Below are 26018 nucleotides of genomic sequence, written 5' to 3' on the forward strand. Positions count from 1 at the left end.
TTATCTACTTCCCCATTAACATAAACAGAGGAGACTTTACGGGTATGCAGGACGGAAGAGACCTACAAGTAAAAATCGCCATAATTTCCGAAATTGAGGCACTTCAACAACACTACGCCACGTTAAGGGATTACGTGATGGGCAAACAGTACGACACGATTGAAATTATGGCAACGCTGCAAGTTTTCAGGGACGGCTTAAACCGCCTCAGCGCACAAATCCTCACACTCTACGCGCTAAACCAACAGAAAACCAAGATAACCTGGCAGCCGCTTTTGGAAAACCTCGAAAACGCAGTAGCCACCGTGCAAGCTTCACCTACACGAGACGCCCGCTCCGCCATCAAACTTGCCTTCACCATGAGCGACCCCGACGTGAACGAAGTCATGGTATATTTGGCCCGGCTTAAAGAATCCCTCAAATAACCTTGCTGTCGGTTTTTTCGGCTTTTTTCTTTAACTCTTTTAGGAGCAGTTTCAGGATTATTTTTGCGGCTCGTTTGTCTAAGGGTTTGTTTTCGTTGCCACATTTGGGTGAGTAAATGCAGCTGGGGCAGCCTTCGGTGCATTCACATTTCTCTATCAGCTTAAGGGTTGCTTTGAACAGTTTTTCCATCATGCTGTAGAGCGTTTCGGATATGCCTATGCCTCCCTCAAAGCCGTCATAGATGAAAATTGTGGGCTGCTCCGTGTCTAAATGCATCGGCGTGGAAACACCCCCTATATCCCAGCGGTCACACATCGCATAAAGCGGCGCCATCGCAATCATCGCATGCTCAACTGCATGCAAGCCACCTGCAAAATCCAACTGAAGCGCATGCTGAACCTGTGCTTTGATTTGTTCGGGCACCGTAAACCACATGCCTACGGACGAGAAAACCAGCGGGGGAAGGTTAAGTGGCTCCACGTCCAAGATGACCTCGTTGTTTTTCAGCACAAATTGGTGGTACCGCTCGGTTACTTGAACTTCCCCCAACCCCATCTTGAAGCCTGTGTCTTTTTCTTGGAACCTTTTTTTGATGTCGATGTCGACGGTTTTTCGGGTTTCCGTGTTGTAGCTGACATCCTTTTTTGTAACCGACGCCGTTAAGGTTTTGAGGTTTAATTCGTCCACCACGTAGGTTTCGCCTTGATGCAGCAGAACCGCTCCTTCATGGGCTTCCTCATAAGCCTTGGTTAGCTCCAATGTTTCCAAAACCTTTCCGAGGCACAGCACCGTGACGGTTTTGTTGGATATGTTATTTAGGTTCACGACCTCGGAGGGTCTTGCCGTGCCACAGTACACCCAACCCGAACCCGTTTTCCGTACAAGCCGCTTGTTTTCCAACGCCGTTAGGCTTTCGCTTAAGACTTCAGGGAAAAACTTGTGGTCCCCTTCCGTGACGGGCAGTTCCGCGGCTGCACACATTATGTGTCCAAGCGAGATGTACGGGTTATGCAGGTCGATGATGGCTTGTTCGTGTGCTCGACCAAAGAAGGCGTTTGGGTGCTTCATGAAGTACTGATCCAGCGGGTTTTGGAAAGCCACCAGCGTGACCAACGAGTCCGCGGTGGTTCTGCCTGCGCGTCCTGCCTGCTGCCACGTCGAGATTACTGTGCCCGGGTAGCCCGAGATTATGACCGAGTCTAATGAGCCGATGTCGATGCCTAATTCTAAGGCGTTGGTGGATGCAACGCCGATTAAACTTTTGGAGCGCAACTTATTCTCAATTGCACGCCGTTCCTCAGGTAAGTAGCCTGCACGGTAAGCCGTAACCGCCTCCGAAGCGTTAGGAAGGGCACGTTTGCGTTTGAGGTCTTCACGCGTCCACCTCACCAAAAGTTCCGCCATCTGACGCGAAACGGTAAAACACAAGGTTTGAAGGTTTTCACTTATGCTTAAGACGAAGAGGTCTTTGGTTTCTTGATGCGTTGAACGCCTCAACGCGCGCAGGGCGTCGGTGAAGGGTGGGTTCCAGAAGACAAAGTATTTTTTGCCGCGTGCGGAGCCGTCGTTGGAGATGACTTCGAATTCTTTGCTGGTGAGTTTCTGCGCGTGTTCCTGTGGGTTGGCTATTGTGGCGGAGCTGAGCACGATTTGTGGGTGGGAACCGTAATTTTCGCAGATGCGCAGTAGCCGCCGCATAAGCATGGCTACGTTTGAGCCGAAGACGCCTCGGTAGAAGTGACCTTCGTCAACTACGATAAATTTTAGGTTCTGAAAGAACTTGCGCCATAAGTAATGCCACGGTAGATACCTGTGCAGTCCGTAAGGGTTGCTGAGGATAATGCGGGAACCTTCGCGGATACTTGCCCTCTGATGCTTGGGAGTGTCACCATCATAAACGTTAGCACAAACCCTGACGCCTGTTTCCTCTTCCAGTTTTCTCAAAACCTTAAGCTGGTCGTTGGTCAACGCCTTGCTGGGATACAGGTAGAGCGCAGTTGCCTTCTCATCCGTATGCAACGCTTCAAACACGGGTAGGTTAAACGCCAACGTTTTACCCGAAGCAGTAGGTGTGGTTATGACCACGTTTTTGCCTTGCCGAATTTGGTTAATGGCGCAGGCTTGATGAGAGTACAGCCTAATGCCTGCCTGCTGCAAGTAATCTTGGAGGCATTTTGGCAACGGCTTATCCAAATCGCCATAGGCTGCTTCTCGGGCGGGAATTTCTTCAATATGCACAATTTGCTGCTTGTACCCCTTCAGGCTTTCCAGATGCCGAATGTACTTGCCAATATCCATTAAAGCTGCCACTCCCTGTAAAGGCTACAAAACAGCAGTGCCAGCGTCACCAAATCCTGCTTATTATGCTCCACGATGGCAACCAACGGACCCACATTCCCACTCTTCTGATAAGCGTCATAAAACTCAGGCACCAATGCACCTGGAATGTTGACATCGCGGTGGACTCCCAGAAACGGCTCCAACGTCTCCAAACGGCAGTCTCTAAACCTACCCCGCAACGCACGCCGCGCAAAATGCAAAACATCAAAATGCACCACACCAAAATCACTTTCTAATCCCGATGATTGCAAGCCGTAATATGCTAGCCTTTCCCGAATAAAGGGGGCATCAAAACATCGCCCATTATACGAAACCAAAACCGAATCCCCGTTCAAAGTGGAGACAAACTCCCAAAGGGCACTTGCTTCTTCGGAAATGTCTCGCACCAAAAACTGTCGCGTGCAAATTTTTGATTTCACGATGTTGGCGGCACCTACCAGAATGATGGGTCTTCCAAACAAACCTAACGTTTCCACATCAATGATGGCGAATTTTTTGTTTTGGCAAAACCCAGCCAAATAGTGCACTAAAGGGTGGGACTTAGGCAAACGTTGTCGTAGTTGCTCTTGTAAGCCTGAAACGTCTTTGTCTTCAACCAGCTTCAAGAAATCCTTTGCTTGCCTTTGCCACCGCGGATGCCCCCTTAAGGACTCAATAGTTGGGTAGCCTTGCTGTTTTAGCGTTTGTTCTCTTGCGGGACCAATACCTGACAACAGTTTTAACTCGGAAAGCAAACGTTGTTTGGTTTCAGTTGCGGTTGGTTTTTGAAACCTGATTTTGTGGTTTTCAGTGATGCAGTAGCATTGACCGTGCGGGTTTGAAACAACTTCTCCCGCAATTACCTTCTCCAACTGTTTGCCTGCATATTTGCGGGTAAGTTCCGTTTTGAGCTTTAGAGCTTGGTCATATTCAGAGTTGAAGAGGTACCCTTCGGACGCAAAACCCTCGGGCACTTGGTTTTCTGGTTCGGGGATGATTTGGTATTCTTTTTCTTTTTCAACCTTCAGCCGTAAGTTTTGGGCGACCCGCTGCAACTCCCCATTTTGCTCATGCTGTTTGGGCGGCTCTGGTGTTGATTGAGGTAGGTGAGGCTCTACGTTTGCCCTCGCGGTGGGTACAGTGAATTTTTTTGCAAGAAGCGAGCCACACTTTGGGCATCGGAAGACTTGTTTTGCCTCTTCTTCAGAATAGCCCACATTGCATTTTTGGCAAACATAGTTTATAGTCAATTTTATCTAACCCCACTTCACAAAGTGGATATAAAAGCCCTCTGTCACCTAAAATAAAAAACAAACAAGACAGGCAGAACCGTTTTCAATATTTTCTTGTCAAACAACCCTTTGACGAAACAGTTTAACGGCGTTTAATGCGGAAAACGCGGACGTTTCCATGGTTGCAACTGCATGCTCAACTGCACTAACATACAGAAGTCCATCGTCAATGCGTGTGGGTGGCAGTTTGTTGACGGGTTTGAACTGGGGGTAAGCGGTTTTCCACTGATGCTCCAAAACTGTAACCCACCGTGCCTTAAACATGCCTTCAAACATGGCGTCCTTGATGGGTTGCGGCGAAGAAGCAGTCACCAAGACTTCCCCGTTTTCGATGCGTTGAATACTCAACTGGGTCAGGGGGTCAGCTGCTTTAGTGGTTAACACCACCGAGGGCACATCCGCTTCCTTTTCTAAACGTAAAAAGCACGGCTCAAAAACTCCCCGCACCACCCGCCGATACACCATTTGGTATGTCTGCTCCGAAAAACTTGGCAGGGCTACGCCTTCAAACTTGATGCCCGCAACTTCCAGTGGCGCCGTAACAAACACGCCGTCAAACGCCTTGCTGTCTTTTTTTGTGTGGATGAAGTAGGTGCCGTTGGCGGTTTTCTCGACTGCTTCAATTTTGGTTCCCCGCTGAATTGACGCTTCAGACGCATCCAAAAGGTGGGCAGGCAAACTGCTGTTGCCGCAGACTAAACTGTACATTGCCCCCGAATACACACCTATTAGGCTAGATATTCCTGCCAGTCCCCCAAGGTCGGCGTTTTGGGAGTAGATGGTTCGGGTGATGGGCGAAACCGCCTCCTCAATAAAGTCCTGCTCCACGTCCGCCTCTGAAAGCAACTGGTCAAACGGTTTTTTGTACCACTTGTCCAGTTCTGCCGCCTCAAACAGTTCGCCAACTTCCGCGGGCGCTTTCTGGGCTGTTTGATGTAATTTGACAAATTGACGTTTGGCTTCGGCTATTAAGCGGGCTGTCCGCGTTAGACTTAGCTTGTATTTTGCCAAAAGCTCCATTTCGGTCATGAGGGAATGCTTGTTGGACCTGAAAATGATTTCTGAACCGTTCCAAACCGCAAAATTCGCGTGCTCGTTTAGTTGCCTAAATTTAAGTTGCTCTGCTTCAACTATGCTTTTGATTGTGGGGTTGAGGTCGTTAAAGAAGGCGGCTCCCAACTCAATATTTGTTTCTTCAACTGTTTGGGTGAGGATTCTGCCGCCTACGTGGGGTTGTTTTTCGTAGATGGTTATGGTTGCGTTTGGGAATGTTTTGTGTGTGATGTACGCTGCGGAGCAACCGCTTATGCCTGCGCCGATTACTGCTAAACGTTGCGTCATTTGGGTTCACAACTCTTTTGTCGTGCGAGTAGATAAACCTGCGGCGCTTGTACTTGACCATGCAGCGGTGCTGTTTTGCTTTTTTTGGTGTTGGGCTTTTGTTTTTCAAAAGGTTTAAGTTCTCAGACAGTCGGGTTAGAGTGGGTTTTACCTATGTTGAAGCACTTGTTTGGGTTTGAAGAAGAAGACTGTGACTGCGACGATTGCGATTGCGACTGTGAATGCGAAGACTGCGAAGAATAAGCCCCTCAATCGTTGACAAAGATCCACCTTTTCTTTTTTTAACCACGCAAAAATGCTGGAACATTGACGTTTTTTGGAGAAGTAGCAGTGGATCACAGGGGTTTGACGCCTAGACTCCGCCTGTCATCTCAAATCCTACGCTCTTACCCGTAACCCCTTGTGCGCTGAACGTCCAAACTTAGGTTGCTCTCTCCCGAGCCTAGCCGGATTCGCCTGTTAAACCCCGAAGACGGTTGCCCTACGGAAACCGCTCGGAGACCGCCAGCCTCAAAGGACGGATAGTCACTGTTTCGGAAGTGAGGGCCCAGACGGCCTTTTGCGCCTCAGCCTCTGCTGTCGGCCCGTCGTGTAGAGGGTTTACGGTTCAAGGGACCCCTACCCCCCCGCCTAAGACCCACTGCCAAACGTATGGAACTGAAGTTTGCTCTTTAATAGTTTACTTTTTGTTTAGCCCTGCCTTCTTGTTTAGGAGTTCAGCAATCAAGAAAAACCGCTGCAGAAGATGTTTTGAGTCTTTGTTGACTGTGAGATTTGTTTCTGTTTGACCCGAAAAGAGGGGAAGGTGGTTGAAGGTTTAAGCCCAGACGACCAACAAAGAGAGAGAAAGGAGAAAAAACCGTTGCTAACCTAAAAGCTAGCATGATTACGTCCAGGCTTGCTCCTTCAACCTTCGTGGCTGCACTCTTCCATTGACACACTGAACCGCTTGGCGGGTTCTTGCTTGTCGGCACAGTTTGCAATATCAGAACAGTGCTGTAGCGTATTAATCGGTTTTCCAAAATCATTGCCAAAACTGTTCAGATTCTCACCCAAATTAACCCCTAATCTAAAGGGGGCCTCTGATTGGGGTCCTGCAGTACCTTGACGGTTGCATAGTCGGTTTCGATGAATTTTTCAGTTGTTTTCCCCCGAAGATACCAAGACGTGTAAAGGGTTATTCCCAAAACGATGGCGGTGGAGGGCACGATGGTTGACCCCGCTATTGCAAAAATGTTGTTTGCAAAATGCAGAGAAACCGCCATCAAATAGTAGGGGAGGGGGCGTTTGGTGGCGATGCCGTAAGCGGTTATGGCGGCACTGGCAGGGTGGAAAAGAAGCCCTGGGATTCGGGCGGGCAGCACCTCCGTTCCGTAAGTGCCCACGTAGGTAAGGAACTCAACGATGCCAAACCCTAAACCTACACATATGGCTAAGTTAAAGATTGAACGTTGGGTTTCGCCGTGACGGTAGAAAAGCGGAAAAACTTTGGCGAACTCTTCCACCAAGGGCGCAAACAGGATAACTGTGATTACCGTGATATCAAAAGCTGAGAACCCAACTAGAAGGGGGTCAGCAAAACTTTCCACAAACAAAGTTAAGGGTACACTTACGATGGCTCCCGAAAGAACAAAAAAAAGCAGCTCATTTAGGCTGGGTCTATGAAGTCTTATGGTCACGCAGTTATCTGCCATTTCCTAAGCTACCTCAAACATGCCTCAAAAGAGAAACCTGAACTTCAGTTAACTGGTTTATGCGGACTTATTTTAATGATTCTCCCACCAAAAACCACGTTTTTGCGCCAAAGCCATTTCCGCGCGAAGAGTTATTTAACCCAAGCCGCCGCTATATGAACCCAGAACTGATGTGACTGCCATGCCCAAAAAAGACTTCACCAGCTTTGACCTCTACGCCGTAGTGCAAGAGCTTAAACCTCAAATACTGGATGCCCGCGTCAACAACGTTTACCAACTTGACGCAAAAACCCTGCTTTTCAAGCTGCATAAAGTCAGCCAGCCACCCATTCAGCTTATCCTTGAAGCAGGCAGGCGCCTTCACCTCACCAACTACGCTCAAGAAAAACCCCAAGCACCCCCCGCCTTCTGCATGGCTCTTCGAAAATACCTGCCAGGCGCGTGGATAAGTAATGTGGAGCAGTACGGGTTTGAACGGGTAGTTACCTTCGAGTTCAAAGCCCGCGAAGGCACCCTTAAACTGGTTTTGGAGTTGTTTGGCGAAGGCAACCTCATTTTAGCTACAGAGCAAGGCGAAATTCTTCAAGCTCTCATCTTTAAACGGATGCGTGACCGCAGCATCGTCCGCAAAGAAACCTACCAGCTCCCGCCCTCCAACGCCCAGAACCCCTTTCAAGTTACCAAAGAAGAACTTGCCCGTGGACTTCAAGCTGCGGGGGACGCTGCCGTCGTGCGGGTGCTTGTTCGTTATCTAGGGGTTGGAGGCTTATACGCCGAGGAGCTTCTGCTTCGGGCGGGTGTGGAAAAAACTACGCCTTGTACTGCGCTGACTGATGTGGATGTGGACGCGGTGTTTGGTGCACTTCAAGGGTTGCTTTCGCCGTTTTTGGCGCAGACCTTGGAGCCCAACATTGTGTTGGATTCGGCTGAAGGGTTTGTTGATGTTGCGCCCGTGAAGCTTAAGCGGTATGAGGATTTTACGCAGCAAAGCTTTAGCAGCTTTGGCGAGGCTTTGGATGAGTTTTATGTTCGGGTGACCGCCGCTGAGAAAGCTGTTGCAGGTATTGATGTGGGGCAGTTTCGGCGGGAAGCTGAACGGCTCAAACGGATGATTGCAGAGCAGGAACGAACCCTGCAGGAAGAAGACCGCAAAACTGCCAAGGATAAGCAAATCGGCAACACAATTTACGAGCACCTAAACGAGATGCAACCGCTTCTGGAACGGTTTGCGTCCACCTGGAGGCGCGGTGCAGATTTGCCTGCTCTGGTTGCACAAGTTAAAGCCGCCAAAAAAACCGGCAGCCTCCCCGAAGCCTTCTTTGACTCCTTTGACGGCAAAAACCTTGCCATCACCGTCTCGGTCGGCGAATTGACCTTTAGCATGAGCCTGCGCAAAACCATCTACGAGAACGCTAATGAATTCTACGACCGCGGTAAACGTGCCAAACAAAAAACCTCCAACGTTGTCGCGGCAATGGAGGATTCACGCAAAAAACTCGCGGAAATTGAAAAAGAACTCGGCAAAGTAGAAGCCCTAAAAGCCGCTGCCCCCGCAGAAGCCATTGAAGAAGTGGAAACCCGCAGGGTCCAAACTAAGGAGTGGTTTGAAAAGTTCCGTTGGTTCAAATCCAGCGAAGGCTTTCTTGTTGTCGCGGGTAAAGATGTGGTCAGCAACGAGGTTTTAGTCAAAAAATACACTGACGCTTACGACCTGGTTTTTCACGTTGACATTGTTGGCTCTCCGTTTGTGGTTATAAAGACGGAGGGCAAAGAGCCTGGAGAGGCAACCTTGGCGGAGACGGCAGAGTTTGCAGCCGACTACTCTCGGGCTTGGCGGGAAAGCATGGGTGCAGTGGATGTTTACTGGGTTAAACCTGAGCAACTCAGCAAAAGCGGGCCTTCAGGCGAATTTGTCCCCAGAGGCGCCTTCATGGTTAACGGCAAACGAAGCTGGATGCGCGGCACCCCATTAAGGTTTGGGTTGGGCATCGTTGAGACTGAGGAACCCTACTTCATTGGCGGACCGGTTGAAGCAGTGAAGGCTCAAACAAAAGTCTACTTGGTTTTAGTTCCCGGCGATTCATCGGGCAAGGATTTCCTCAAGCAGGTGCTGCGGTCGCTGCTGCTAAAGTTGCCAAAGGAACAACGGATAAAACTGGGTAAAGCTTCGATTGAAGACATACGCGAGTTTGTCCCCTACACTAAGGGGCGCATTTCACCCAACCCGTAAGCCTTGCTCGTTTTTCTGGGTAAAACTGTTTTGCGTGTTCGGGGTTGTGGAGATAAGCAAGGTATAAAAACATAAACTGCGCGTCTTGTAAGGAGGCACTGAGCATGAAGAAGTCTATTTTGGCTTTTTTCACTATCCTAATCATTGCGTCTCTTGTGTCGGTGACGTTTCTTAGTTTGAACAATTCGGGCACGCAAAACACGGAGTCAGTTGACGAATTGGATATGCTTCAAGAAGCCTACGATGAATTAGAAGCCAAATACTACAATTTGCTGGGTAATTACAGTGCCTTGGAATACAACTATCAAAGTGTCCTTTTGCAGAATCCGGTTTCAGTGCCTAACCCTGCAAGTTCAGGCGGAACTGAAACCCAGCAGATGCTCACCCGATACCAAGCCCTACAACAACTTTACATTAGCCTGCAAAACGAATACAACCAGTATTTAGCCGATTACCAGTACTTGAAAAGCAACATGGACCAGCGGCTAATGCGAGGCGACCTTCGCTCGTTGATTACGCCTAACGACCCCGAAGTTATGAATCTAACCTACAGCGTCACTGGGAAAACTGGAAACACCACCGACCCCAACTCGTACTGGAAAGACATCAAAGCCATGTATGACTGGGTGAACACTAACATCGAGTACCGCGACGACGGCTTGTACCCGAACCTGCCTGCCTCCCCCGCCGACGTGGTTGCAGACGGTTTGTTGCAGACCGACCAGATGGCGCAACTCTCCAACGAAACCTTGCGGGTGAGGATGGGGGACTGCGAAGACATCGCAGTTTTGTTGACTTCGATGATTCGGGCATACTTTGACAACCAGTTCCTTGTTGAATGCATCTGGATAACAGGCCAAAACGCCGGACACGTAGCCGTTGTTATTCCCTTCAGCGGAGACCAAATCGTCATTTTAGACCCCATCAGGGACTACTTTAGCCACGACACCTTGGGTAACATTGCGTTGAACACAATTTCCTCAGAGATTTATAACTGGATGCAAATCTGGCGTCCCTCACTGGGCAACGACGTGCACGTTTACCGCGTGTTCAGCGACTATATGGATCAATACTTTGAGAGCACAGAAGAGTACATCAACTGGATGTACAACCGATAACCCAAAAAGCCTTATTTAAACGCAGAGTGCCCAGAAAGTAAACCGTTGTTTGAGGCTACTTTGTGTTAATCCGCTTTCTTTTTGACCGCCTCTCAACAAACACCAAACCAACGTAAACCCCAACCACCGCAACCGCAAGAAGCGTAATATGAGTCCTTGCATGAAGCAACTACGTCCAAGCATGGACTACAACTTCAACTACCAAGTTGACATCTGCGACTTAACCACCGCAGTAGCACACATTAACATGTAACAAACTGAAATCCCTATTTTCTTTTTCACTTCGGTGGCGTTAGTTAAAAAGTATAAATTCTTAAATGCCCCTTCAAATTTGGGAACCCGAAATGAGCAAGCCGTCCAAGGAACCCAACCAACCCGCCAACAAAACAGTCACCTTGCCCTGTGGCTGTGCCTATCAAGATAAGGGCTGGTTGTTAACCCGCGTCAAAGAGTGCGAATATCATAAACGAAAACGCACCTCAAAGCGACCCTACAGGCCAAAAGCCGAATGCGTTCGACCCTAACTCAACCGTAACGAGAAGTTGTAGTGGGTAACCGCTTTGAGTCTGCGTTTAGTGAGTTTTTCGAGATTCGCGGTTGAACGGAACGCCGATTGGTGCTGCTTCAATTTTCACTTTGTTGTCGTTGGCAATGGTTTTGCAGATGAGATTTAGTGAGCCTTCGGTGAAGTTTAGCACTGTTTCGCCTTCTTTGGTTAACTCATAAACCTTGCGTGGGCGTTCAGTGTTCATGTTCCAAGTAGATTTGACGTACTCCTTCTTTTCCAAACTGTTCAAAAGCGGATAAACCGTGCTTGGACCAAAATAGACGCCAAAGCTTTTCCGAATTTTCACGATAAGCTGGTAGCCATGCATAGGTTCCTGGTCAAGAAATTGCAGGATAATCATGTCTAAGAGCCCTTTGGTGAGTTTGGTTTGAATTTCTTTTTGATAGTTTGCCATTTTTCATTTCTCCAGAGGATTGTTTTATGATTATCATCATGTCTTTCTTGGGAATATCTTACGTCTTTATACACTTGAAAAACTGAATATAAATTTATAGACATAATCCAAGCATACTAAAGCATAAGCTAAAACCCAAAGCGCGTCCAAATAAACATACCTAAACATCGAAAACATGCAAAAACAACAAGCAAAAACCCGTTTCGTCATCAAACAGCAACTTGTAGAACAGATCAACAAAAAACCCAAAAACGCCCATACTTGTCAACGACCCAGATACAGTTCCGTACACCAGAAATTGAGGTTGGGTTTTAAATAAGGGTTAAAACAAAAAGAAACAAGGCTTGATTCACTAATGAGTTTGCGGATAAACCCCCTTTACGAGAAACTTCTTCCTCAAATGTCAGAAGAAGAATTTGCGCAGCTCAAAACCTCCATACAAGAAGAGGGACAACACTACCCTATCATCGCCAACCAAGACCTCGAAGTTCTGGACGGACACCACCGTTTTCGCGCATGCCTAGAGCTGGGTATCGAACCTGATTTTGAAGTCCGCCATTTTGAAGACAAGCTTATAGAAAAAAAATTTGTTATAGAAGCCAACCTGCGACGGCGGCACCTAAATAACTTTCAACTCGTCGAATTAGCGGTTCCCCTTATGGAAATCGAAAAGCAATTAGCAAAAAAACGGAAAGCTGAGGGCGGAAAACTTGGGCGAGACATGCAGTTGGGGATAGCGCCAAATGACGCTAAGCCCTCACCGCCCGTGTTTGTGGGTAAAGCCGCTGAAGTTGTCGCAAAAAAAGTTGGCCTATCAACCCGAACTTTTGAGCGAGGAAAAAAAATTCTAGAAAAGGCCAGCGAAGAGGATAAGCAACAGCTTAGGGACGGAAAAGTGAGTATATCAAGGATTTATCAAGAAATTGTTGCTCCTGAAAAAGAAGCGGGCAATCTGCAAGATGCCCCCACCATTTCAATAAACGTAGAAGAAGACCCACAATTAAGTGCTAGCAGGGCAGCACTTTTGGATTTTCAAAAGCAACTGGAAGACAAACAGCTTTTTTGTCCCTTCTGCAAAAACGCCATGTTTGAATGTAGCCAGTGTCACAAAACCATCAAAGACCTAACAAAACAATAACAACTTATCATGTTTGGTTAAAAGAAGAAGGCAGCGTGTCGCTGCTAGTTTTCAGCCTGTGCCTTGGCCGGTTGCTGTTTAAGGTTGGTTACCTCAGAGGAGATTTTCTCGGCTAACTGGTTTGCTTTACTGCTTTCAGCCTCAACTTTTTTAAAGACTGCAAAAACCTGCTCTGTACTTGCAGTTTGTTCTTCTACGGTTGAAGTGGATTCTTCTGCGGCGGATGCGGACTGCTCAGAAACTGACGCGACCTGTTGGATGGCTTCGTTAACTTCCTCAATGGATCTGACGCTTTTGGCAACATTTTCTCTAAGGTTGTTTGTAATTTTTAGAATGTCGTTCATGGAGCAAGCCACAAGACGTGAATCTTCAACTGATTCATTAACGAAAGTGCTGCCTTCTGTAGCGGCTTTAGCGGCTGACTGAGTCATCACTACGGCTTTGCTTCCAGATTTGGTTATGTCATCAATGGTTCTGACTGCCGTCTCCGCACTTGTTCTGGTGCGTCCAGCTAACTGGGTTAACTGCATCTGCAACCACTGCAAATCCTCTCCCAGCTTCACCTGCACGTGCAGCTTCGATGGCAGCGTTTAATGCCAACATGTTCACTTGTCCCGCAATTTCGGATATGTCGCTGGCAAATGCGGCAACGTTTTTAACCGAAGCATTTACGTCACTGATGGTTTGGTCCGCTTTACACACTGAATCTCCAATGTTGCCCAAGGATTTTAGGTTACTTTGCCGTTTTCTTGAACTTTTAATGCAAGCTTGTTGGATTCGTTAACTTGGGAGTTAACTTCGTCGGTGTTTTTGTTAACCGCCGTCATTAACGCCATGAGGTCTTCAACTGTTTTAGCGGTAGTCTGAGCTAAACCCGCCAAATTTTGGGTTCCACTGGAAACGTTTTGGCTTGCCGATTGAAGCTGCCGCATATTGCTTAGCAGTTTCTCCATTTCCTTAGCTGCTTCAATCCCCATTTCGCCTACACTTTTTGATGATTCCAACACTTGCCCCGATAAGGCTTCAACATGTTCTGATGCCAAAGTTGCGGATTTGATTACAGCTTCTATTTGGTTTCATCATTTCTTTAAGCTGCGTAACATCGGTGATGGCTTCTATTGCGCCGACAATTTGGGTTCGTTCATTGTTGTATAACGGCGATGAGGTGTACTGAATGGGTAAGGCGCCCTCTCGCCAAAATGGGCGGTTGTTTGTGAGGTTTCGGGCGTCTGCGTTTTCTGCATGCAAATACAAGAAGCGCAGCGTTCAGTTTTGCACTCCTCAGTCTTGAAAAGGTCGTAGCATTTTTTCCTGTAAACCGTGGCTTTTTTCATTCCAAGCAGTTTTCTTCCAAACTGGTTCATGTAGACGACGTTGAAATCTGTATCGATAACCATAACTGGAGTCTGGATTCCTTTGAGATATATTTCGAATTGGTTTGCCTCCAGCGTGGAGGAGGAATTTTTACCATCGACGTTTTGATTAGTGGTAAATGATTCTATCATGTAGTCTCCCAGCTAAACCTTGTTTTTTTATTTAAGTCACTTGTGTCCGTAAAATACGTATTAAAAATAAGAAATAGAGCCGCTTATTGTAACCTACCCTACAAACCCTGTACAGCAACATCAAGCAACATCTGGAACGCCTCACCATTAAATTTCAACGTTTTCAAACCAGTTTCCTCCCGCTTGGCAAGCATCCTCATTTCCAGTTTTATCGCTTCAACCTCTTTCGTAGGCAAAACAAGATCCATTATCTTTTCCGTTTTCTTAACGGTTATTTTGCCTTTCAGCAACGCCAACAACTCTGGCTTTACGGCTTTGTTTTGCATGGCACATAAGAGAGGTAGCGGCAAGACTTCGTTTTTTGCCCTATTCTGCAACTCTTGAACGTTAGCCAAGTCCACAAATTCTGACCGTAACGACATCAACACGCTTAAGGTCCTGCCAAAATGTCCCAAAGCAGCTATTTCCCGGGCATTTCCGCCTCCAATGATGCCGCCGACACGAGCAAACGCATCTGACACGGAACCTTTAGCAAAAATTATTTCGCGGTATTTTTCGGGTTCAAGGCTGAGGTTGCCTTTGTAGAGGCGTTCTTGGGCTGTTGCGCACGCAATTTCTACGAAGGCTTGTTCAATGGTGTTTCTGATAGCGGGTCTCGTGTTGGGGGCGAGTTTTTCGGTGGCATTGTTTAGCAAGGTTAGAGCTTTCAGAAGCAAGATATCGCCAGCAAGCAACACTTGGTCAGGGTTAAATTTTCCAAATGCGGTTGGTTTACCAAATTTTACTGTCGATTTATCGATGATGTCATCATGGATGTCCGCTGCGCCCGTAAGAAGAACCAGCGCCGCACCCACCTCATCGGGCAATTCGCCGTCCCCACCCACCGATTCACAAGCCAAAGAAACCAAAGCAGGATGTTGCACATTTGCCCACGAATCATCAATAAAAAAACAAACCACCCCCGCAACAGGACCAACAAGCAAAGCATCCTCACGGATGCTTTTTTTCGCTAACTGGTAACCCTTCTGACCGTAAGCAGCAACAAGACGTTGCGCTTCAACTATCAAATTTGTCAGCTAATCACCCGTTTAAACAGTTGATGTGTTGTACTCAAACAGCGACCTCCACCTATAGTCTGCAATTCTTATATATTACTACAGGGTATTTGGGTTTTGGGGGCAATTCATATTCAAAAAAGAGTTGTAGCCTTATCTGCAGTATTGTCGTTTGTAATCTTGGGGGCTTGTGTTAGTTCTGCGTTTGCAATTACTGGCAATTTTCAACCCAGCGCCTCGCGTAGTTGTGTCGGTGTAGTTGTTTTTTACAGTACTGATGCTTTCGGAAACATGATTCCTTTAGCGTATTGTAGTGGTGTTTTGATTTCGCCAACTGTGCTTTTGACTGCTGCACATGCTTGTGTAACCCAATCGGTGCTTGTGTGCTTTGATGTTGGACCGCTTACATTGCTGTTGGATAATGGTCAACTTCAGTTTCAAGGTGTAACTTCAGTTTTCACGGGAACCGCTTATCCTAATCCTGCTTTCACAATGAACGTGGATGGCAAGAGTGGCTTACCCTACACGTTAAGCAACGATGTCGCAGTTGTAATTCTTGACCAACCCGTACCCTCAACAGTCGTCGACCAGTTTGGTGCACTTCCAGAAATCGGAGTCGTAGACACCTTACCCGTAAACACTGCAGTTGAACTAGTCGGCTACGGCGTGCAGCAGCAGACGGCACCTAAAAAAGCAGGCATCGAAAACTCATGGATAGGGCTTGTGATGCGCAACAGCGCCCAAGCCAAAACATTATCAACAAACTTTGCTTGGAGCGACGAGTTTTTGCGGTGTTCCGCTAATCCTGGTCACGGAAGAGGCGGCATAGCCTTCGGCGACAGCGGCGGCCCAGTGTTCCTGGGGCAAACAAACCAAATCCTCGCCTTGAATTCTTACGTAACCAACCCCAACTGTGTCGGAGTAAGCTACCACACCCGACTCGACACAACCGCAGTCCAAACTTGGATCAACCAGGAGGTGAGCATCCATGGCTAAGAAACGTGCAGTCCGCGCAAAAGCCCAACCAGCATTCTACATGTGGTGGTAAAATCCGTAACTACCCTTTTTTCCTCTTTCCCCACTTAAAATGCATCCGTTAGGCGGTTCATTTGCTGATGCAAAATGCATCTTTGAAATTCTTAATCCTTAACTATCTTTTTCCAAAACTCACCGGTATGCGATAACAATGCGTAAGAACTTCTTGGACACAGTTGGCACTGCTCCAAAAAAGGCGTTTGCAAGTACCCTTTTAGTCGCTAACGCGTTCGTGTGGGGCTTTTACAGTTTTCGATTTCTCAATTTAGTAACTGCCGCATCTAACCTGTCAAATGCACTTGAGTTTACAGTCCGGGGACTAAACTTTTTTGGAATTGTTGTCGCAGCAATATTTGGCGTTTACCTTGTTTATCACATCAAAAAAAGAGTAGTTTTCCTCAAGTCTTGGATGCTTACTGGAATTGTCCTCTCTTTAGTGCCCACTGTTCTGGATGTCAGCGGGTTTGTTACCTCAGCGGTTTTCTTCACTTTAGTAGGACTCTACTTTGGGTTTGGTATGCCCGTTGCTTTTGCCTACTTTGCCGCCTCAACCCAAACCAATAACCGTTCACGACTGGGGGGAATAATCTTTTTCGCTTCCTTTTTTTGCGTGTTTCTTCTGGGCGCTTTAGGAATTACTGATATCACCCTGAATGCGTTTTTGCTGGCAGCTTGGCAAAGCATCGGCTTTATCATCACAACATTTGTTAAACCTGAAGAACAAGAAATCAACCCAAACGACCAAGTGCCCTACAGCAAAATCTTGCATAACCGACCCTTCCTGCTTTACCTCATTCCCTGGATTATGTTTATAATCATAAACTTCTTGGCGCTACCTCTGGTTGAACAAGTTTTCCCTGAACTCTTCCAATATATTGAATTAATAGGCACTGTTTTGGCGTGTTTTCTGGCTCTATTTTTCGGGTTTTTTGCAGACCGCGTCGGGCGCAAACGTCTTGCAGTTCTCGGTTTTGCCATGTTGGGTTTTGGGTATGCGAGTCTGGGTTTGTTTTCAGGCAACATTTGGGGTTGGTGGTTTTTTGCTGTAGCCGATGGAATTGCTTGGGGCGTTTTCAGTATCGTTTTTGTTATGAGTGTCTGGGGTGACTTAGCCCAAGAAAAAAGCAGCGAAAAATACTACGCCATCGGCTTCTTGCCTTTCCTGTTTTCTTTTTTCATGCAGCTCCTCGCACCCTACGTCTCTCTGAATGTACCCAATTTGGCGGTGTTTTCTTTTGCAAGTGTGTTTCTTTTCATCGCGGTTTTGCCTTTAGCGTACGCACCTGAAACCCTCAACCTCAAAGACCGCGAATTTAGAAGCTACGTCGAAAAAGCAATGCAGGCAAAACTGCAGCATGAACCCGATGTTGCTACCGCAAAGCAGTAAACTCGGCTCGGCAGCTACAGCAACTATTATCTATAACGTCGAGGAAAAATGAACAGCACAGGTGTGAAGGGTTTGGCTGCTGTAAACAAGGAAGTTCGTGTCTCAAAAATTAAGGACGGAACCGTCATTGACCACATCAGAAGCGGTTATGCTTTGGATGTGGTGCGGCTTTTAGGAATCACGGGTCACGAGCATCAAGTTGTCACCATAGCCATAAATGTTCCCAGCAAACAGTTGCACACAAAAGACCTTATAAAAATTGAAGGTCGCGCATTAAACAGACAAGAAGTTAACCGTATTGCGCTTATTGCGCCTCGAGCAACCATAAACATCATACGCAACTACTCTGTGGTGGAAAAACAAGAAGTCAAGTTGCCCACCGTAATTGAAGACATCGTGAAATGCATAAACCCAACATGCATAAGCAACAGTAACGAACCTATCTCGCCACGATTCAGAGTGGAAACAGAAGACCCCCTGCTGCTCAAATGCCACTACTGCGGCTACTCACTTGAGAAGCAAGACGTGCTCAAACAGTTTTAGTTTCAGAATTTTCCTCCTCAATCTCTGAACGCGCAAGCTTTAGCAGGTCTTCGAAAAACAGCTCGCCCAAGGGCTCTGTTTTTTCAGCGGCATCTGGGCTTGAAATAGCTGGGCATTCTTGGGTTTCCCTGAAAACATAAATGCCCTCGGAGTTTGTGGTTAACTCGAAGGGGTAAAACCGACAAATCAACGGTCTAACAGAGTATATGCTGCATTGATTGTTCTGTAGGAAGATGCATTGCCCTGTTTTGGGTTTTTTCCGCATTTGAAAAACATACGGTGTCCGCCCACCCATGTTTTTGGTCGCGAATGTTTCGGTTGGCCTTTGAATGTATGTGGCTATGCGTTCTGTGTCTTTCTTTAAAAGAAGAATATGTCGTGTTTTTTTGTTTGTGTCGCCACAGCATAAGCCACATTTAGAGCACACAAACTGAATGCCCAAAGGGTAGCTAAAGCTCAAACGTTAATCCTCTGATAAGACGTGTGTGAACACAGATAAAAACGCTCACGCCAACACGTTGAATTGGTCATTTATTGCGGTGTCCTTCACCATACTGATAGGGTCTGCCCAAGTTCTTTTCCAGCTTCCACCGAAACATCTCATCCATGTCCACGCTGGGGCACGCCAGGCGGCTTGCATCTAAAATGTAAAACATCACATCAACAAGCTCCTCAGCGATTTTCTTTTCATCAGCGCCTTTTTTCCATGCGTCACTTGCTTCCCCCAATTCAATGAAGGCAAACAGGAGTTTTTTTGGGATGTCTTCCGGTTTGTTGTAGAAGCCCTTGGTGAGTACGAGGTTTTCGATTTCTTTTTTCATTTCTTCCAAATGCATAGAATGTTCGTCCTGCTTCGCCCTTTTATCGTTACAGTTCAAGTATTTCTGCTTCTCGTTTTTCGGTGTCCATCAAAGCAAAAGTCGATTTACCAGTTAAGTATCCACATAGCTCGCCTGGGTTTATGATGAGTGTTTTTCCGTTTGTTTTACAGACGGTTGAGTGTATATGTCCGTAAACTACTGCGTCAAAACATTCACGGCTGGTTAGTGCGTGAAGCAATTCATTTTCGTCACCATGTAACAGCGCTATTTTGAAGCCTTCTGCGTTGACTTCTGTGAAGCGTCCATGGATTTCACAGTTGGTTGTTTCATTGAAGCGTTTTTTGAGTAGTTCGTGGTCGCCGTCGTTGTTGCCAAACACGCCGATGAGTTTGCAGTTTAGGGCTTTGAATTTGGGGATGACAAATGGTGATGTGAAGTCGCCTGCATGTAGAACAAGAGCCACTTTTTCGTCGTTTAAGCGTTTCACTGCTTTCTCGACAAGAGGTAAATTGTCATGGGTATCGCTTATTATTCCGATGAGCATTTTTTCACTCTCTGCATTTTGTTTCGTGTCAAGGCAGTAAAATGTTTTCGTGCTTTAATTTCCAGTTGCTTGTAATATTTCGATTTCTGACATATCCAACCCCGCGAAACACGCCTTAATATGCATAATCACGTAGTCCGCTACAGAAGTCTCATCTAGAAGAAGGACCCATAATATGAATTCAAATACAACCACGACCGATACCCGTAAACGAAGAGACAAATTGGTGATAATGGCTGAAATACTGGAAATCACCAAAACAGGCGCTCTGAAAACCCAAATCATGTACAAAGCAAATCTTAGCTTTGCTCAACTCACTGATTACCTTAGTCTGTTGATGCAGTTAGGTTTTCTTGAAAAAACCACGCTAAACGACAACGGCAAAAAGGGGTACATTGCAACTAAAAAAGGAAAGGACTTCTTGAGGCAGCAGCAAACAATCATGGGTCTAGTTAACGATGCATCCGTATTTGGAGATGGAGTAAAGCTTACTTTCACTCCAAAGAAAAACGTGGATAGGAGATGTGAAAATGAAAAGTGATGTTGAAATTGAAGAATTCCGTTGGCAAATAATGAAAGCAATATTAGATGAAACACCTTCGCTTGTGGAGAAAGTTAAGAGTTACGTAGAAGGAATCTGAACGCTGAATTAACAGCAGCTGTCTTTACGGGCTCTCTTTTCCTCTGGTTATGCATATCCATATACGACCCCGCTTGCTTCCGAGCCCTAAATCCAGTTTTACTCTTTTAATTCGGTTCTAAAAGAAGCCAAACGCATTTCTCGTGCAAAAACATTTTAACCTTCACTGCAGACTGCACTTAAGAAGGAAATCGCATGCCCATTAAAGCTGTCCTCTTTGATATGTTCGACACGCTTATGCTGATTAAAAAAGACCATGCTTTCTACAGTCCCGCCGTAAAAGGAATGCACCAGTTTCTTTATGAAAACGGAATTCAAGTTCCATTTGCTACGTTTCGAGATGCCTACATCAAAGCGCGTGACCAACTTTATGACGAAGCTGACCTAAAAATGACTGAGCCACATTTTGATATGCGCGTAAAAAACGCTCTTCAAGCACTTGGCTATATCAAAGAATCTGAAAGTGTTCTTGTACAGGGAGCAACGTCGGTTTTCTGCGGGGAATTCATGAAGTATGTAACCCTTGATGAAGAGGCTCCTCAAACTCTAAAAACTTTACATGACCTATATCGTTTGGCTTTAGTTTCGAATTTTGCCATTCCGGAATGCGTACATAGGCTTCTTGAGCAAGAAGGGCTCAACAGCTTATTTGATGTGGTCGTCGTTTCCGCTGCGGTTAACTGCCGCAAGCCTAACCCCGACATCTTCAACCTTGCTTTAAGGCAGCTGCAGGCTAGTCCTAGTGAGGCAGTTTTTGTGGGTGACACGGTGGACGCGGACGTGATGGGTCCAAAACAGGTGGGCATGAAAACAGTTTACATTGAGCGTCGACCCCAAAAAGACCTTGAACTCCACAAGCCCGATCAGACTGTAAAAACCCTCAAAGAGTTGCCTGATGTAATTGGGCGCCTCTAAAGGGATTATTACTGTATTCGGCGTCTTTTTGGCTGCACCTATATTCTGTGCAGCGCCTAAAGGCTAAGCCGAAGAAACTAGTTGTACGCCAGCAAAAAATAAGAAAAATTATGAGGCGCCGTTTTTAAGCAGCCCCATTAGCATCGGCATGAGCTGATAGCCAAAATCTAATGTTCCTAAGCTGCCTTGAAGGCACTGTTTCTCGCAGAACTTGTCCAGTTTCTCGTCTGCAACAGGACCACCCGAGATTAGCACTGGCACGGGGGTGTCGCTGTGCACTTTCAAGATGCAGGGGGTTGCGTGGTCAGCGGTGATGCAGAACAAAGTCTCCTTCAGGTTTAGATGGGGTAACAGTTTGCCAAAGAAGTGCTCATCGATAGCGGAGATAATGCTGGTTTTAAGGTGGCAGTTGCCGTCGTGTCCCGGCTCGTCAGGACCTTTAAGGTGGATGTAGAAGCAGTCATGCTTGGGTAAAATCTCCAAAAGCCGCTGAACGCGGATTGTGCAGTCTTTTTCCAAGTCGCCTGACGGAGGAGGAAGCAATGATGCCTCCATGCCTGCAAGTTTAGCGATACCGCTTTCCGCATGCATATCCGCCAGCGCCGCAAAATCTACGCCGTAGCGTTCGTTTATGCTGAAAAAGTTAGGCAGCTGGTTACCGGCGTCACGGGACAGAACCACGTTGCCTTTTAGTTTGCCTTCAGCGGCGCGTTTCTGGTTAACAGGGTGATTTTCCCAGAGTTCCCGTGCTTTCAAAGTGAACTCATTGACTAAGTCAGCGGAGATTTGAGCCTCCTCAGAGTCATCAAGAGGTTTGCAGGTTTTTAGATGCATGTCCACGTTGGTTTCGGCGACGCCTACACCGTTCACGTTGCTGTATGCGGGGTCAGTGTTGGTGATTTTGCTGCTGAGCGGTTTAGTTTTGTGTTTAATTACTAAAACTGCTCGGTGACCCAGAGTGTTAACAAATTCAAATGTGGCAGGGTGAGATGTAAGCTGGATTTCGTTGTTGGCGGCTTTGCTTAGTTCAATGGCTTCTTGAGTTGTAAGGGTGCGGGCAACGCGGCGGTCGACGATTTCGGTTCCATTGCCCATGGTTGCAAAGTTGCATCTTAGAGCTAAGTCGCCGTTTTTGAGTTGGACGCCTGCGCCTACAGCTTCGATGATTCCGCGTCCAGTGCTGTACTTAAAGGGGTCATACCCCAGCAGTGAAATAACTGCCACATCGCTTTCGGGGGCGACACCTTTTCGGACGCTGTACATGAGTCCCGTTTTGCCGTTTTTTGCCAAGGCATCCAAGTTAGGAGTGTTGGCGGCTTCAAGGGGAGTTTGGTTGTTTATGTCTTTGTTGGGCAAATCGCCCATGCCATCTATCACTATGTAGAGTAGTTTCAAGGGTGGAGTTTTCCTCCGTGTGTCCTGAGCATCCCTTAATCTGTTTTAAGGTTTATTTCTTTTTTGTATGGTTATGCACGTTTATGCACTTCAGCTTTAGGTTCACAGAGTTTCAGCGAATCCTTTGAAGACTTCTTTTATGCTTCGAATCAAGGGATACCTTACTTTGACCGGTTCCTCAAGGTTTTCCATGCGGGCAACGCGCCAATAAATGGGTGGGTGCGAATCCAGCCCTATCCATTCTTGGAGACGAAAGCTTGGGGTGCGTTCGAAGAGAAGGCGTTGGAAGCCGATTTTTTCCAGTGCCCGCGCCATAACTTTGGGTTGCCCCATCATGATGGCGGAGGTTAAGTCTGCTCTTGCTTCAAAGAATTTGGCGATGAAAAATATCCCGGTCATGATTGCCCAGAAGTAAACAAAGAACAAAAAGGACACAAAGATGTAGGGAACAAAGACGAAGAGTACGTAAAAGCGGAACAAAAATTCTGCGCTTGTTAACCCATAAAGAATCAAGGGGTCTCTGCCTTTTAAGTGCCCAAACTCGTGTCCAAGCACGCTTATGAGTTCCGGCTCATCAAGCTGTACCAAAGCGCCGGTTGTGATGAGGACAATTCCCCGGCTTGGGCTGGGTCCTGATGCCGCCGCGTTTGGGGTCATAGTGTTTGAGACAACGATTTTGGGGACTTTGTAGCCGAATTTGTCCGCGACCTTTTTGACCAATTCGTACACGTTAACCTTTTTTGCTGACAGAGTGCCTTCACTGCATGAGACGTTATGTTTGTTGAAGACTTTCTCGGCTTGGGCGCAGTCAATTTCTCCGTGTTTAGAGAGAATTTCCTCGTAAACTTCTCGTTTTATGGCGGCTAACTGTTGAGGAGAAGTTGCTTTTAAGTCATCAAGTGTTCCCAGTGTGCCTACTGGAAGGTGGTATTCGAGGAAGTGTATGATAGGGTTTTTTTCGGTTATGGTCCAATCGCCCGTGCGTGCGATAATGCGGTTGCTGTAGAAGACCAAAATAAACTGGGATCCAATTAACGCCAAGGGGGCAATCCAGAACCAGTCAGGGTAATAAGTGAAAACAACAATGAAAAGCCCCATACCCAAAACAATGAACACAACAAAGAACAGTATCTGGGTTTCAAGAAAAAGCCGCCTAAAGCTCTTTTCTTTTTCCTTAACTTTTTCGGGCACAATTTGTTCGCCTTCGCGCCACGCAAAATACCATGTGGCTTTGCGGGCTTTTTCCTCAAACATTTTTGTTACTATGGTTAAGTCTTGTTTTGCTTCGTCAATGGCTTGGCTTGGAAGTTCAGGGTCAAGGGGGGTTATTGTGGCGTTTATGTTTTGAGTGTTTGCAAAAATAACCACATCAATTAGGTATCTACCTTGAAGGTCGACTACGGTGTAGGACAGTTTTTGAGTTGTCGGCGAGGTTTGTCTAACGAGGTTAATGTATCGTTGTTTCTGCGGGTTTAGGTACTGGGTGTAAATGAAGTCAAACAGTTTTCCAAAATAGCTTGGTGGGACATCCGTTTCAACCTTAAAAGCGAAAGCTCCTGTTGCCATGACTTCCAATCCTAGAAAACTCTTTAGGTTAACCTAGTTTTTTCTATGTAATAACTGTATGGGTTTATGACAGAATAACCAACTAAAACTGCAACTGCGATGTATGATGTCTCTTATCGTGTTATCAAACGCCTTTTGCTGAATCAGACATGATGCTTTTGGAGGCGGGTTTATATGCGCCCTTGTGGCGTGGCGTGTGTTGGTTGGCGCCTAAACATGTTGTGTATGCTCCCTTTTCCAGGCTCTGCCAGTGTAGTTAACCTATTCAAACAGACCCCTATCCCTCTACGTTTTTTTGAAAAAAGAAAGAATGGTGAAAATTGCAGTTAGATGGTTGTGCATGAAAGAAAGGTCAGTTTGGTTTTGTGGCTGAAAGTTTAATGCTGACGGCAGCTCCAAAAAACTCTGAGGCTTCACTTAGCGACATTTGAAGTTCCTTAAGAATTTGGGCTGTTGTTTCTTTAGTGATTAACGCTTCTATAGGCATGGCTTTTTCTTCAACAATTTGTACCTCTTTGAAACCGGCCCGCTTAGCTTGGTCAATGTAGCTCTCTTTCTTTTCTGCCCCCGCAATACACCCCACGTATGCTGCGACATTTCTCAGAATCGCTTCAGGGATTTCTTTTAGCAAAACCATGTCCGAAATCATCAAGCGCCCCTTGGGTTTTAACACACGGTACGCCTCGTCAAAAACGCGTTGTTTGTTAGGTGACAAGTTTATGACGCAATTGCTGATTATTACGTCTGCAGTTTCATCAGCGATGGGCAAGTTTTCAATTTCGCCTAATCGAAACTCGACATTGGTGTATTCACCTGTCTTTTGGTTTCTGCGTGCACGTTCAATCATCTCTGGGGTCATGTCTACACCGATTACTTTGCCCGTTTTCCCGACTTTTCCTGCGGCTATGAAGCAGTCTAAACCTCCACCTGAACCTAAATCCACAACCGTTTCCCCCAGTTTTAGTGAGGCCAAAGCTACGGGGTTTCCACAGCCCAAATTGAGGTCGGCACCTTTAGGGACAGACTGCAACTCTTCTTTGCTGTAGCCAACTTGCTCGCTGACGTTGGTTGAACTGCCACATCCACAGCAGCATGCTGTTTCTGATTGTTTGGCTATTTTTCCGTAGCCGTTACGTACAATTTTATGAATGTCTTCTTGTTTCATGTTTTTTCATCTCCATTTCCGAAAGCCCCATTAAGGATTGGTGCCAGCTTACATTTCACTGTGTCTTCTAAAGACTCAGTTTTCATCAGGACGATGCAGCAAACTTGGTTTTCTTGTTCTACGCCTATTATTGCAAGTTTGTCGCTGGGTTGTATGTTTGCTTTTTCGCGCAGGTTTTTTGGTAACACTATTTGCCCTTTAGGGTCGACGGTTACTACTGCATCGATTTTGCAGCATTCTTTGCTGGCTGTTTGCTTCATTTTTTTCTCCTTAACCTAAGGAGTAAACTCGGTTATTTATGCTTTTTCGGATTTTTCTTACTATTCAGAAATGCGTTTTTCCTCAAGTCTACTTTGGAAAAACTTATAACACAAACAAAACAAACAAGCACCCACCCTGTGATTACCATGGAGTACTTTTTTGATGAGGACAACGGTATAATTTTAGACAAAGTAACCCGCGACCGATGTCTCATATTGACAAGAGCCCGACTTTCCCAGATTCTCGGAACCTTGAATCAAATTTTCGGCTCTAGTTCAGCATCCCTCATTAAAGCGGGGTTCCTGTTGGCTGGAAAAAACTTTGTTAACGAGGTTGCCGAATGTAACAAGAAAAGCACCACTGAGTTCATGTCCTGCGCAGTACAAAGGTTCATGAATGCGGGTTTAGGAAGAATCGAACTCACAGAATTCAACCCTGAATTATCCACTATGACACTAAGAATATGGAGTAACTTCTTCGCCGACATCCGCAGCAACAACGGCACGTACTGCGACTGTGTTGGCGCATTCGTTGAGGGCATGTACAGCGAGTTCTTCAAAACAAAAGTGCGAATCAAAGAAACTAAATGTATCAGTAAAGGCGACAGCTACTGCGAATGGTACCTTACTTCACAAAAGGGCATGCAGTGAATTATCCGTCAATAAC

General features: G+C 46.4%; 28 protein-coding genes and 1 other RNA gene. 11 read left to right on the forward strand and 18 right to left on the reverse strand.

Features of this window, described 5'->3' with window-relative positions:
• Window positions 1-44 precede the first annotated feature (44 nt).
• Window positions 45-425, forward strand: coding sequence for a hypothetical protein (locus tag ACBZ72_04345; GenBank protein XES78108.1), 381 nt, complete (start codon window positions 45-47; stop codon window positions 423-425).
• On the opposite strand, the gene ACBZ72_04350 is transcribed toward ACBZ72_04345, so the two are convergent.
• From ACBZ72_04350 to ACBZ72_04370, 5 genes are all read right to left on the reverse strand, one after another.
• On the reverse strand, window positions 418-2724 hold the full coding sequence (locus tag ACBZ72_04350; protein XES78109.1) for a DEAD/DEAH box helicase: 2307 nt from the start codon (window positions 2722-2724) through the stop codon (window positions 418-420). The genes ACBZ72_04345 and ACBZ72_04350 overlap by 8 nt on opposite strands.
• Window positions 2724-3995: a ribonuclease H-like domain-containing protein gene (locus tag ACBZ72_04355; protein XES78110.1), complete on the reverse strand. Its 1272-nt coding sequence runs from the start codon at window positions 3993-3995 to the stop codon at window positions 2724-2726. The genes ACBZ72_04350 and ACBZ72_04355 overlap by 1 nt, the downstream gene beginning before the upstream one ends.
• Before the next feature lie 99 nt (window positions 3996-4094).
• Window positions 4095-5378 carry an FAD-dependent oxidoreductase gene (locus tag ACBZ72_04360; protein ID XES78111.1) on the reverse strand — a complete coding sequence of 428 codons (1284 nt, stop codon included), beginning with the start codon at window positions 5376-5378 and terminating at the stop codon, window positions 4095-4097.
• A gap of 328 nt (window positions 5379-5706) precedes the next feature.
• An RNA gene (gene ffs, locus ACBZ72_04365) (signal recognition particle sRNA) lies at window positions 5707-6021 on the reverse strand.
• A 421-nt stretch (window positions 6022-6442) separates the two neighbouring features.
• On the reverse strand, window positions 6443-7057 hold the full coding sequence (locus ACBZ72_04370; protein ID XES78112.1) for a PrsW family glutamic-type intramembrane protease: 615 nt from the start codon (window positions 7055-7057) through the stop codon (window positions 6443-6445).
• A 196-nt stretch (window positions 7058-7253) separates the two neighbouring features.
• On the opposite strand from ACBZ72_04370, the gene rqcH reads away from it, so the two are divergent.
• The 3 genes from rqcH to ACBZ72_04385 all read left to right on the forward strand — a co-directional run bounded on the left by rqcH (window position 7254) and on the right by ACBZ72_04385 (window position 10944).
• Complete coding sequence (rqcH, locus tag ACBZ72_04375; GenBank protein ID XES78113.1) at window positions 7254-9302, forward strand: ribosome rescue protein RqcH; 2049 nt, start codon at window positions 7254-7256, stop codon at window positions 9300-9302.
• A 104-nt stretch (window positions 9303-9406) separates the two neighbouring features.
• Entirely contained in the window at window positions 9407-10420 is a 1014-nt protein-coding gene (locus ACBZ72_04380) for a transglutaminase-like domain-containing protein (protein XES78114.1), read from the forward strand.
• Window positions 10421-10764: 344 nt separating this feature from the next.
• On the forward strand, window positions 10765-10944 hold the full coding sequence (locus ACBZ72_04385) for a hypothetical protein (GenBank protein XES78115.1): 180 nt from the start codon (window positions 10765-10767) through the stop codon (window positions 10942-10944).
• A 48-nt stretch (window positions 10945-10992) separates the two neighbouring features.
• On the opposite strand, the gene ACBZ72_04390 is transcribed toward ACBZ72_04385, so the two are convergent.
• Complete coding sequence (locus ACBZ72_04390; GenBank protein ID XES78116.1) at window positions 10993-11382, reverse strand: PadR family transcriptional regulator; 390 nt, start codon at window positions 11380-11382, stop codon at window positions 10993-10995.
• Window positions 11383-11782: 400 nt separating this feature from the next.
• On the opposite strand from ACBZ72_04390, the gene ACBZ72_04395 reads away from it, so the two are divergent.
• On the forward strand, window positions 11783-12520 hold the full coding sequence (locus tag ACBZ72_04395; GenBank protein XES78117.1) for a ParB N-terminal domain-containing protein: 738 nt from the start codon (window positions 11783-11785) through the stop codon (window positions 12518-12520).
• A gap of 44 nt (window positions 12521-12564) precedes the next feature.
• On the opposite strand, the gene ACBZ72_04400 is transcribed toward ACBZ72_04395, so the two are convergent.
• From ACBZ72_04400 to ACBZ72_04420, 5 genes are all read right to left on the reverse strand, one after another.
• On the reverse strand, window positions 12565-13050 hold the full coding sequence (locus ACBZ72_04400; protein ID XES78118.1) for a hypothetical protein: 486 nt from the start codon (window positions 13048-13050) through the stop codon (window positions 12565-12567).
• Window positions 12986-13222: a methyl-accepting chemotaxis protein gene (locus ACBZ72_04405; protein XES78119.1), complete on the reverse strand. Its 237-nt coding sequence runs from the start codon at window positions 13220-13222 to the stop codon at window positions 12986-12988. The genes ACBZ72_04400 and ACBZ72_04405 overlap by 65 nt, the downstream gene beginning before the upstream one ends.
• Before the next feature lie 26 nt (window positions 13223-13248).
• Window positions 13249-13524: a hypothetical protein gene (locus ACBZ72_04410; GenBank protein XES78120.1), complete on the reverse strand. Its 276-nt coding sequence runs from the start codon at window positions 13522-13524 to the stop codon at window positions 13249-13251.
• A gap of 111 nt (window positions 13525-13635) precedes the next feature.
• Complete coding sequence (locus tag ACBZ72_04415) at window positions 13636-14025, reverse strand: PAS domain-containing protein (protein ID XES78121.1); 390 nt, start codon at window positions 14023-14025, stop codon at window positions 13636-13638.
• 98 nt (window positions 14026-14123) lie between these two features.
• Window positions 14124-15092: a polyprenyl synthetase family protein gene (locus ACBZ72_04420; protein ID XES78122.1), complete on the reverse strand. Its 969-nt coding sequence runs from the start codon at window positions 15090-15092 to the stop codon at window positions 14124-14126.
• Window positions 15093-15371: 279 nt separating this feature from the next.
• On the opposite strand from ACBZ72_04420, the gene ACBZ72_04425 reads away from it, so the two are divergent.
• The 3 genes from ACBZ72_04425 to pyrI all read left to right on the forward strand — a co-directional run bounded on the left by ACBZ72_04425 (window position 15372) and on the right by pyrI (window position 18045).
• Entirely contained in the window at window positions 15372-16076 is a 705-nt protein-coding gene (locus tag ACBZ72_04425; GenBank protein XES78123.1) for a trypsin-like serine protease, read from the forward strand.
• 190 nt (window positions 16077-16266) lie between these two features.
• Window positions 16267-17502: an MFS transporter gene (locus ACBZ72_04430; GenBank protein XES78124.1), complete on the forward strand. Its 1236-nt coding sequence runs from the start codon at window positions 16267-16269 to the stop codon at window positions 17500-17502.
• A 48-nt stretch (window positions 17503-17550) separates the two neighbouring features.
• On the forward strand, window positions 17551-18045 hold the full coding sequence (gene pyrI, locus ACBZ72_04435) for an aspartate carbamoyltransferase regulatory subunit (protein XES78125.1): 495 nt from the start codon (window positions 17551-17553) through the stop codon (window positions 18043-18045).
• Here pyrI and ACBZ72_04440 read toward each other — a convergent pair.
• The 3 genes from ACBZ72_04440 to ACBZ72_04450 form a co-directional block, all read right to left on the reverse strand.
• On the reverse strand, window positions 18032-18472 hold the full coding sequence (locus ACBZ72_04440; protein ID XES78652.1) for a YkgJ family cysteine cluster protein: 441 nt from the start codon (window positions 18470-18472) through the stop codon (window positions 18032-18034). The genes pyrI and ACBZ72_04440 overlap by 14 nt on opposite strands.
• Before the next feature lie 100 nt (window positions 18473-18572).
• Window positions 18573-18881 carry a hypothetical protein gene (locus ACBZ72_04445; protein XES78126.1) on the reverse strand — a complete coding sequence of 103 codons (309 nt, stop codon included), beginning with the start codon at window positions 18879-18881 and terminating at the stop codon, window positions 18573-18575.
• A gap of 31 nt (window positions 18882-18912) precedes the next feature.
• The gene (locus tag ACBZ72_04450; GenBank protein XES78127.1) at window positions 18913-19410 is read right to left on the reverse strand and encodes a metallophosphoesterase; all 498 of its coding nucleotides are present in this window, start codon (window positions 19408-19410) and stop codon (window positions 18913-18915) included.
• Window positions 19411-19585: 175 nt separating this feature from the next.
• On the opposite strand from ACBZ72_04450, the gene ACBZ72_04455 reads away from it, so the two are divergent.
• Together ACBZ72_04455 and ACBZ72_04460 are read left to right on the forward strand one after the other, a co-directional pair.
• Window positions 19586-19951, forward strand: coding sequence for a winged helix-turn-helix domain-containing protein (locus ACBZ72_04455; GenBank protein ID XES78128.1), 366 nt, complete (start codon window positions 19586-19588; stop codon window positions 19949-19951).
• 294 nt (window positions 19952-20245) lie between these two features.
• Window positions 20246-20965, forward strand: coding sequence for an HAD family hydrolase (locus tag ACBZ72_04460; GenBank protein XES78129.1), 720 nt, complete (start codon window positions 20246-20248; stop codon window positions 20963-20965).
• A 108-nt stretch (window positions 20966-21073) separates the two neighbouring features.
• On the opposite strand, the gene ACBZ72_04465 is transcribed toward ACBZ72_04460, so the two are convergent.
• From ACBZ72_04465 to hgcC, 4 genes are all read right to left on the reverse strand, one after another.
• Entirely contained in the window at window positions 21074-22360 is a 1287-nt protein-coding gene (locus ACBZ72_04465; GenBank protein ID XES78130.1) for an alkaline phosphatase family protein, read from the reverse strand.
• A gap of 102 nt (window positions 22361-22462) precedes the next feature.
• Window positions 22463-23926: a M48 family metallopeptidase gene (locus tag ACBZ72_04470; protein ID XES78131.1), complete on the reverse strand. Its 1464-nt coding sequence runs from the start codon at window positions 23924-23926 to the stop codon at window positions 22463-22465.
• Window positions 23927-24278: 352 nt separating this feature from the next.
• Complete coding sequence (gene arsM, locus ACBZ72_04475) at window positions 24279-25091, reverse strand: arsenite methyltransferase (protein XES78132.1); 813 nt, start codon at window positions 25089-25091, stop codon at window positions 24279-24281.
• A complete protein-coding gene (hgcC, locus tag ACBZ72_04480) occupies window positions 25088-25351 on the reverse strand; it encodes an HgcAB-associated protein HgcC (protein XES78133.1) in 264 nt (87 codons plus the stop codon). Before hgcC ends, arsM begins: the two co-directional genes overlap by 4 nt.
• Window positions 25352-25498: 147 nt before the next feature.
• Between hgcC and ACBZ72_04485 the strand changes: the two genes are divergently transcribed.
• Window positions 25499-26002, forward strand: a complete 504-nt coding sequence (locus tag ACBZ72_04485; GenBank protein XES78134.1) for a hypothetical protein — start codon at window positions 25499-25501, stop codon at window positions 26000-26002.
• The last annotated feature ends 16 nt before the right edge of the window (window positions 26003-26018 follow it).

Source organism: Candidatus Bathyarchaeia archaeon (assembly GCA_041447175.1).
GTDB lineage: Archaea > Thermoproteota > Bathyarchaeia > Bathyarchaeales > Bathycorpusculaceae > JADGNF01.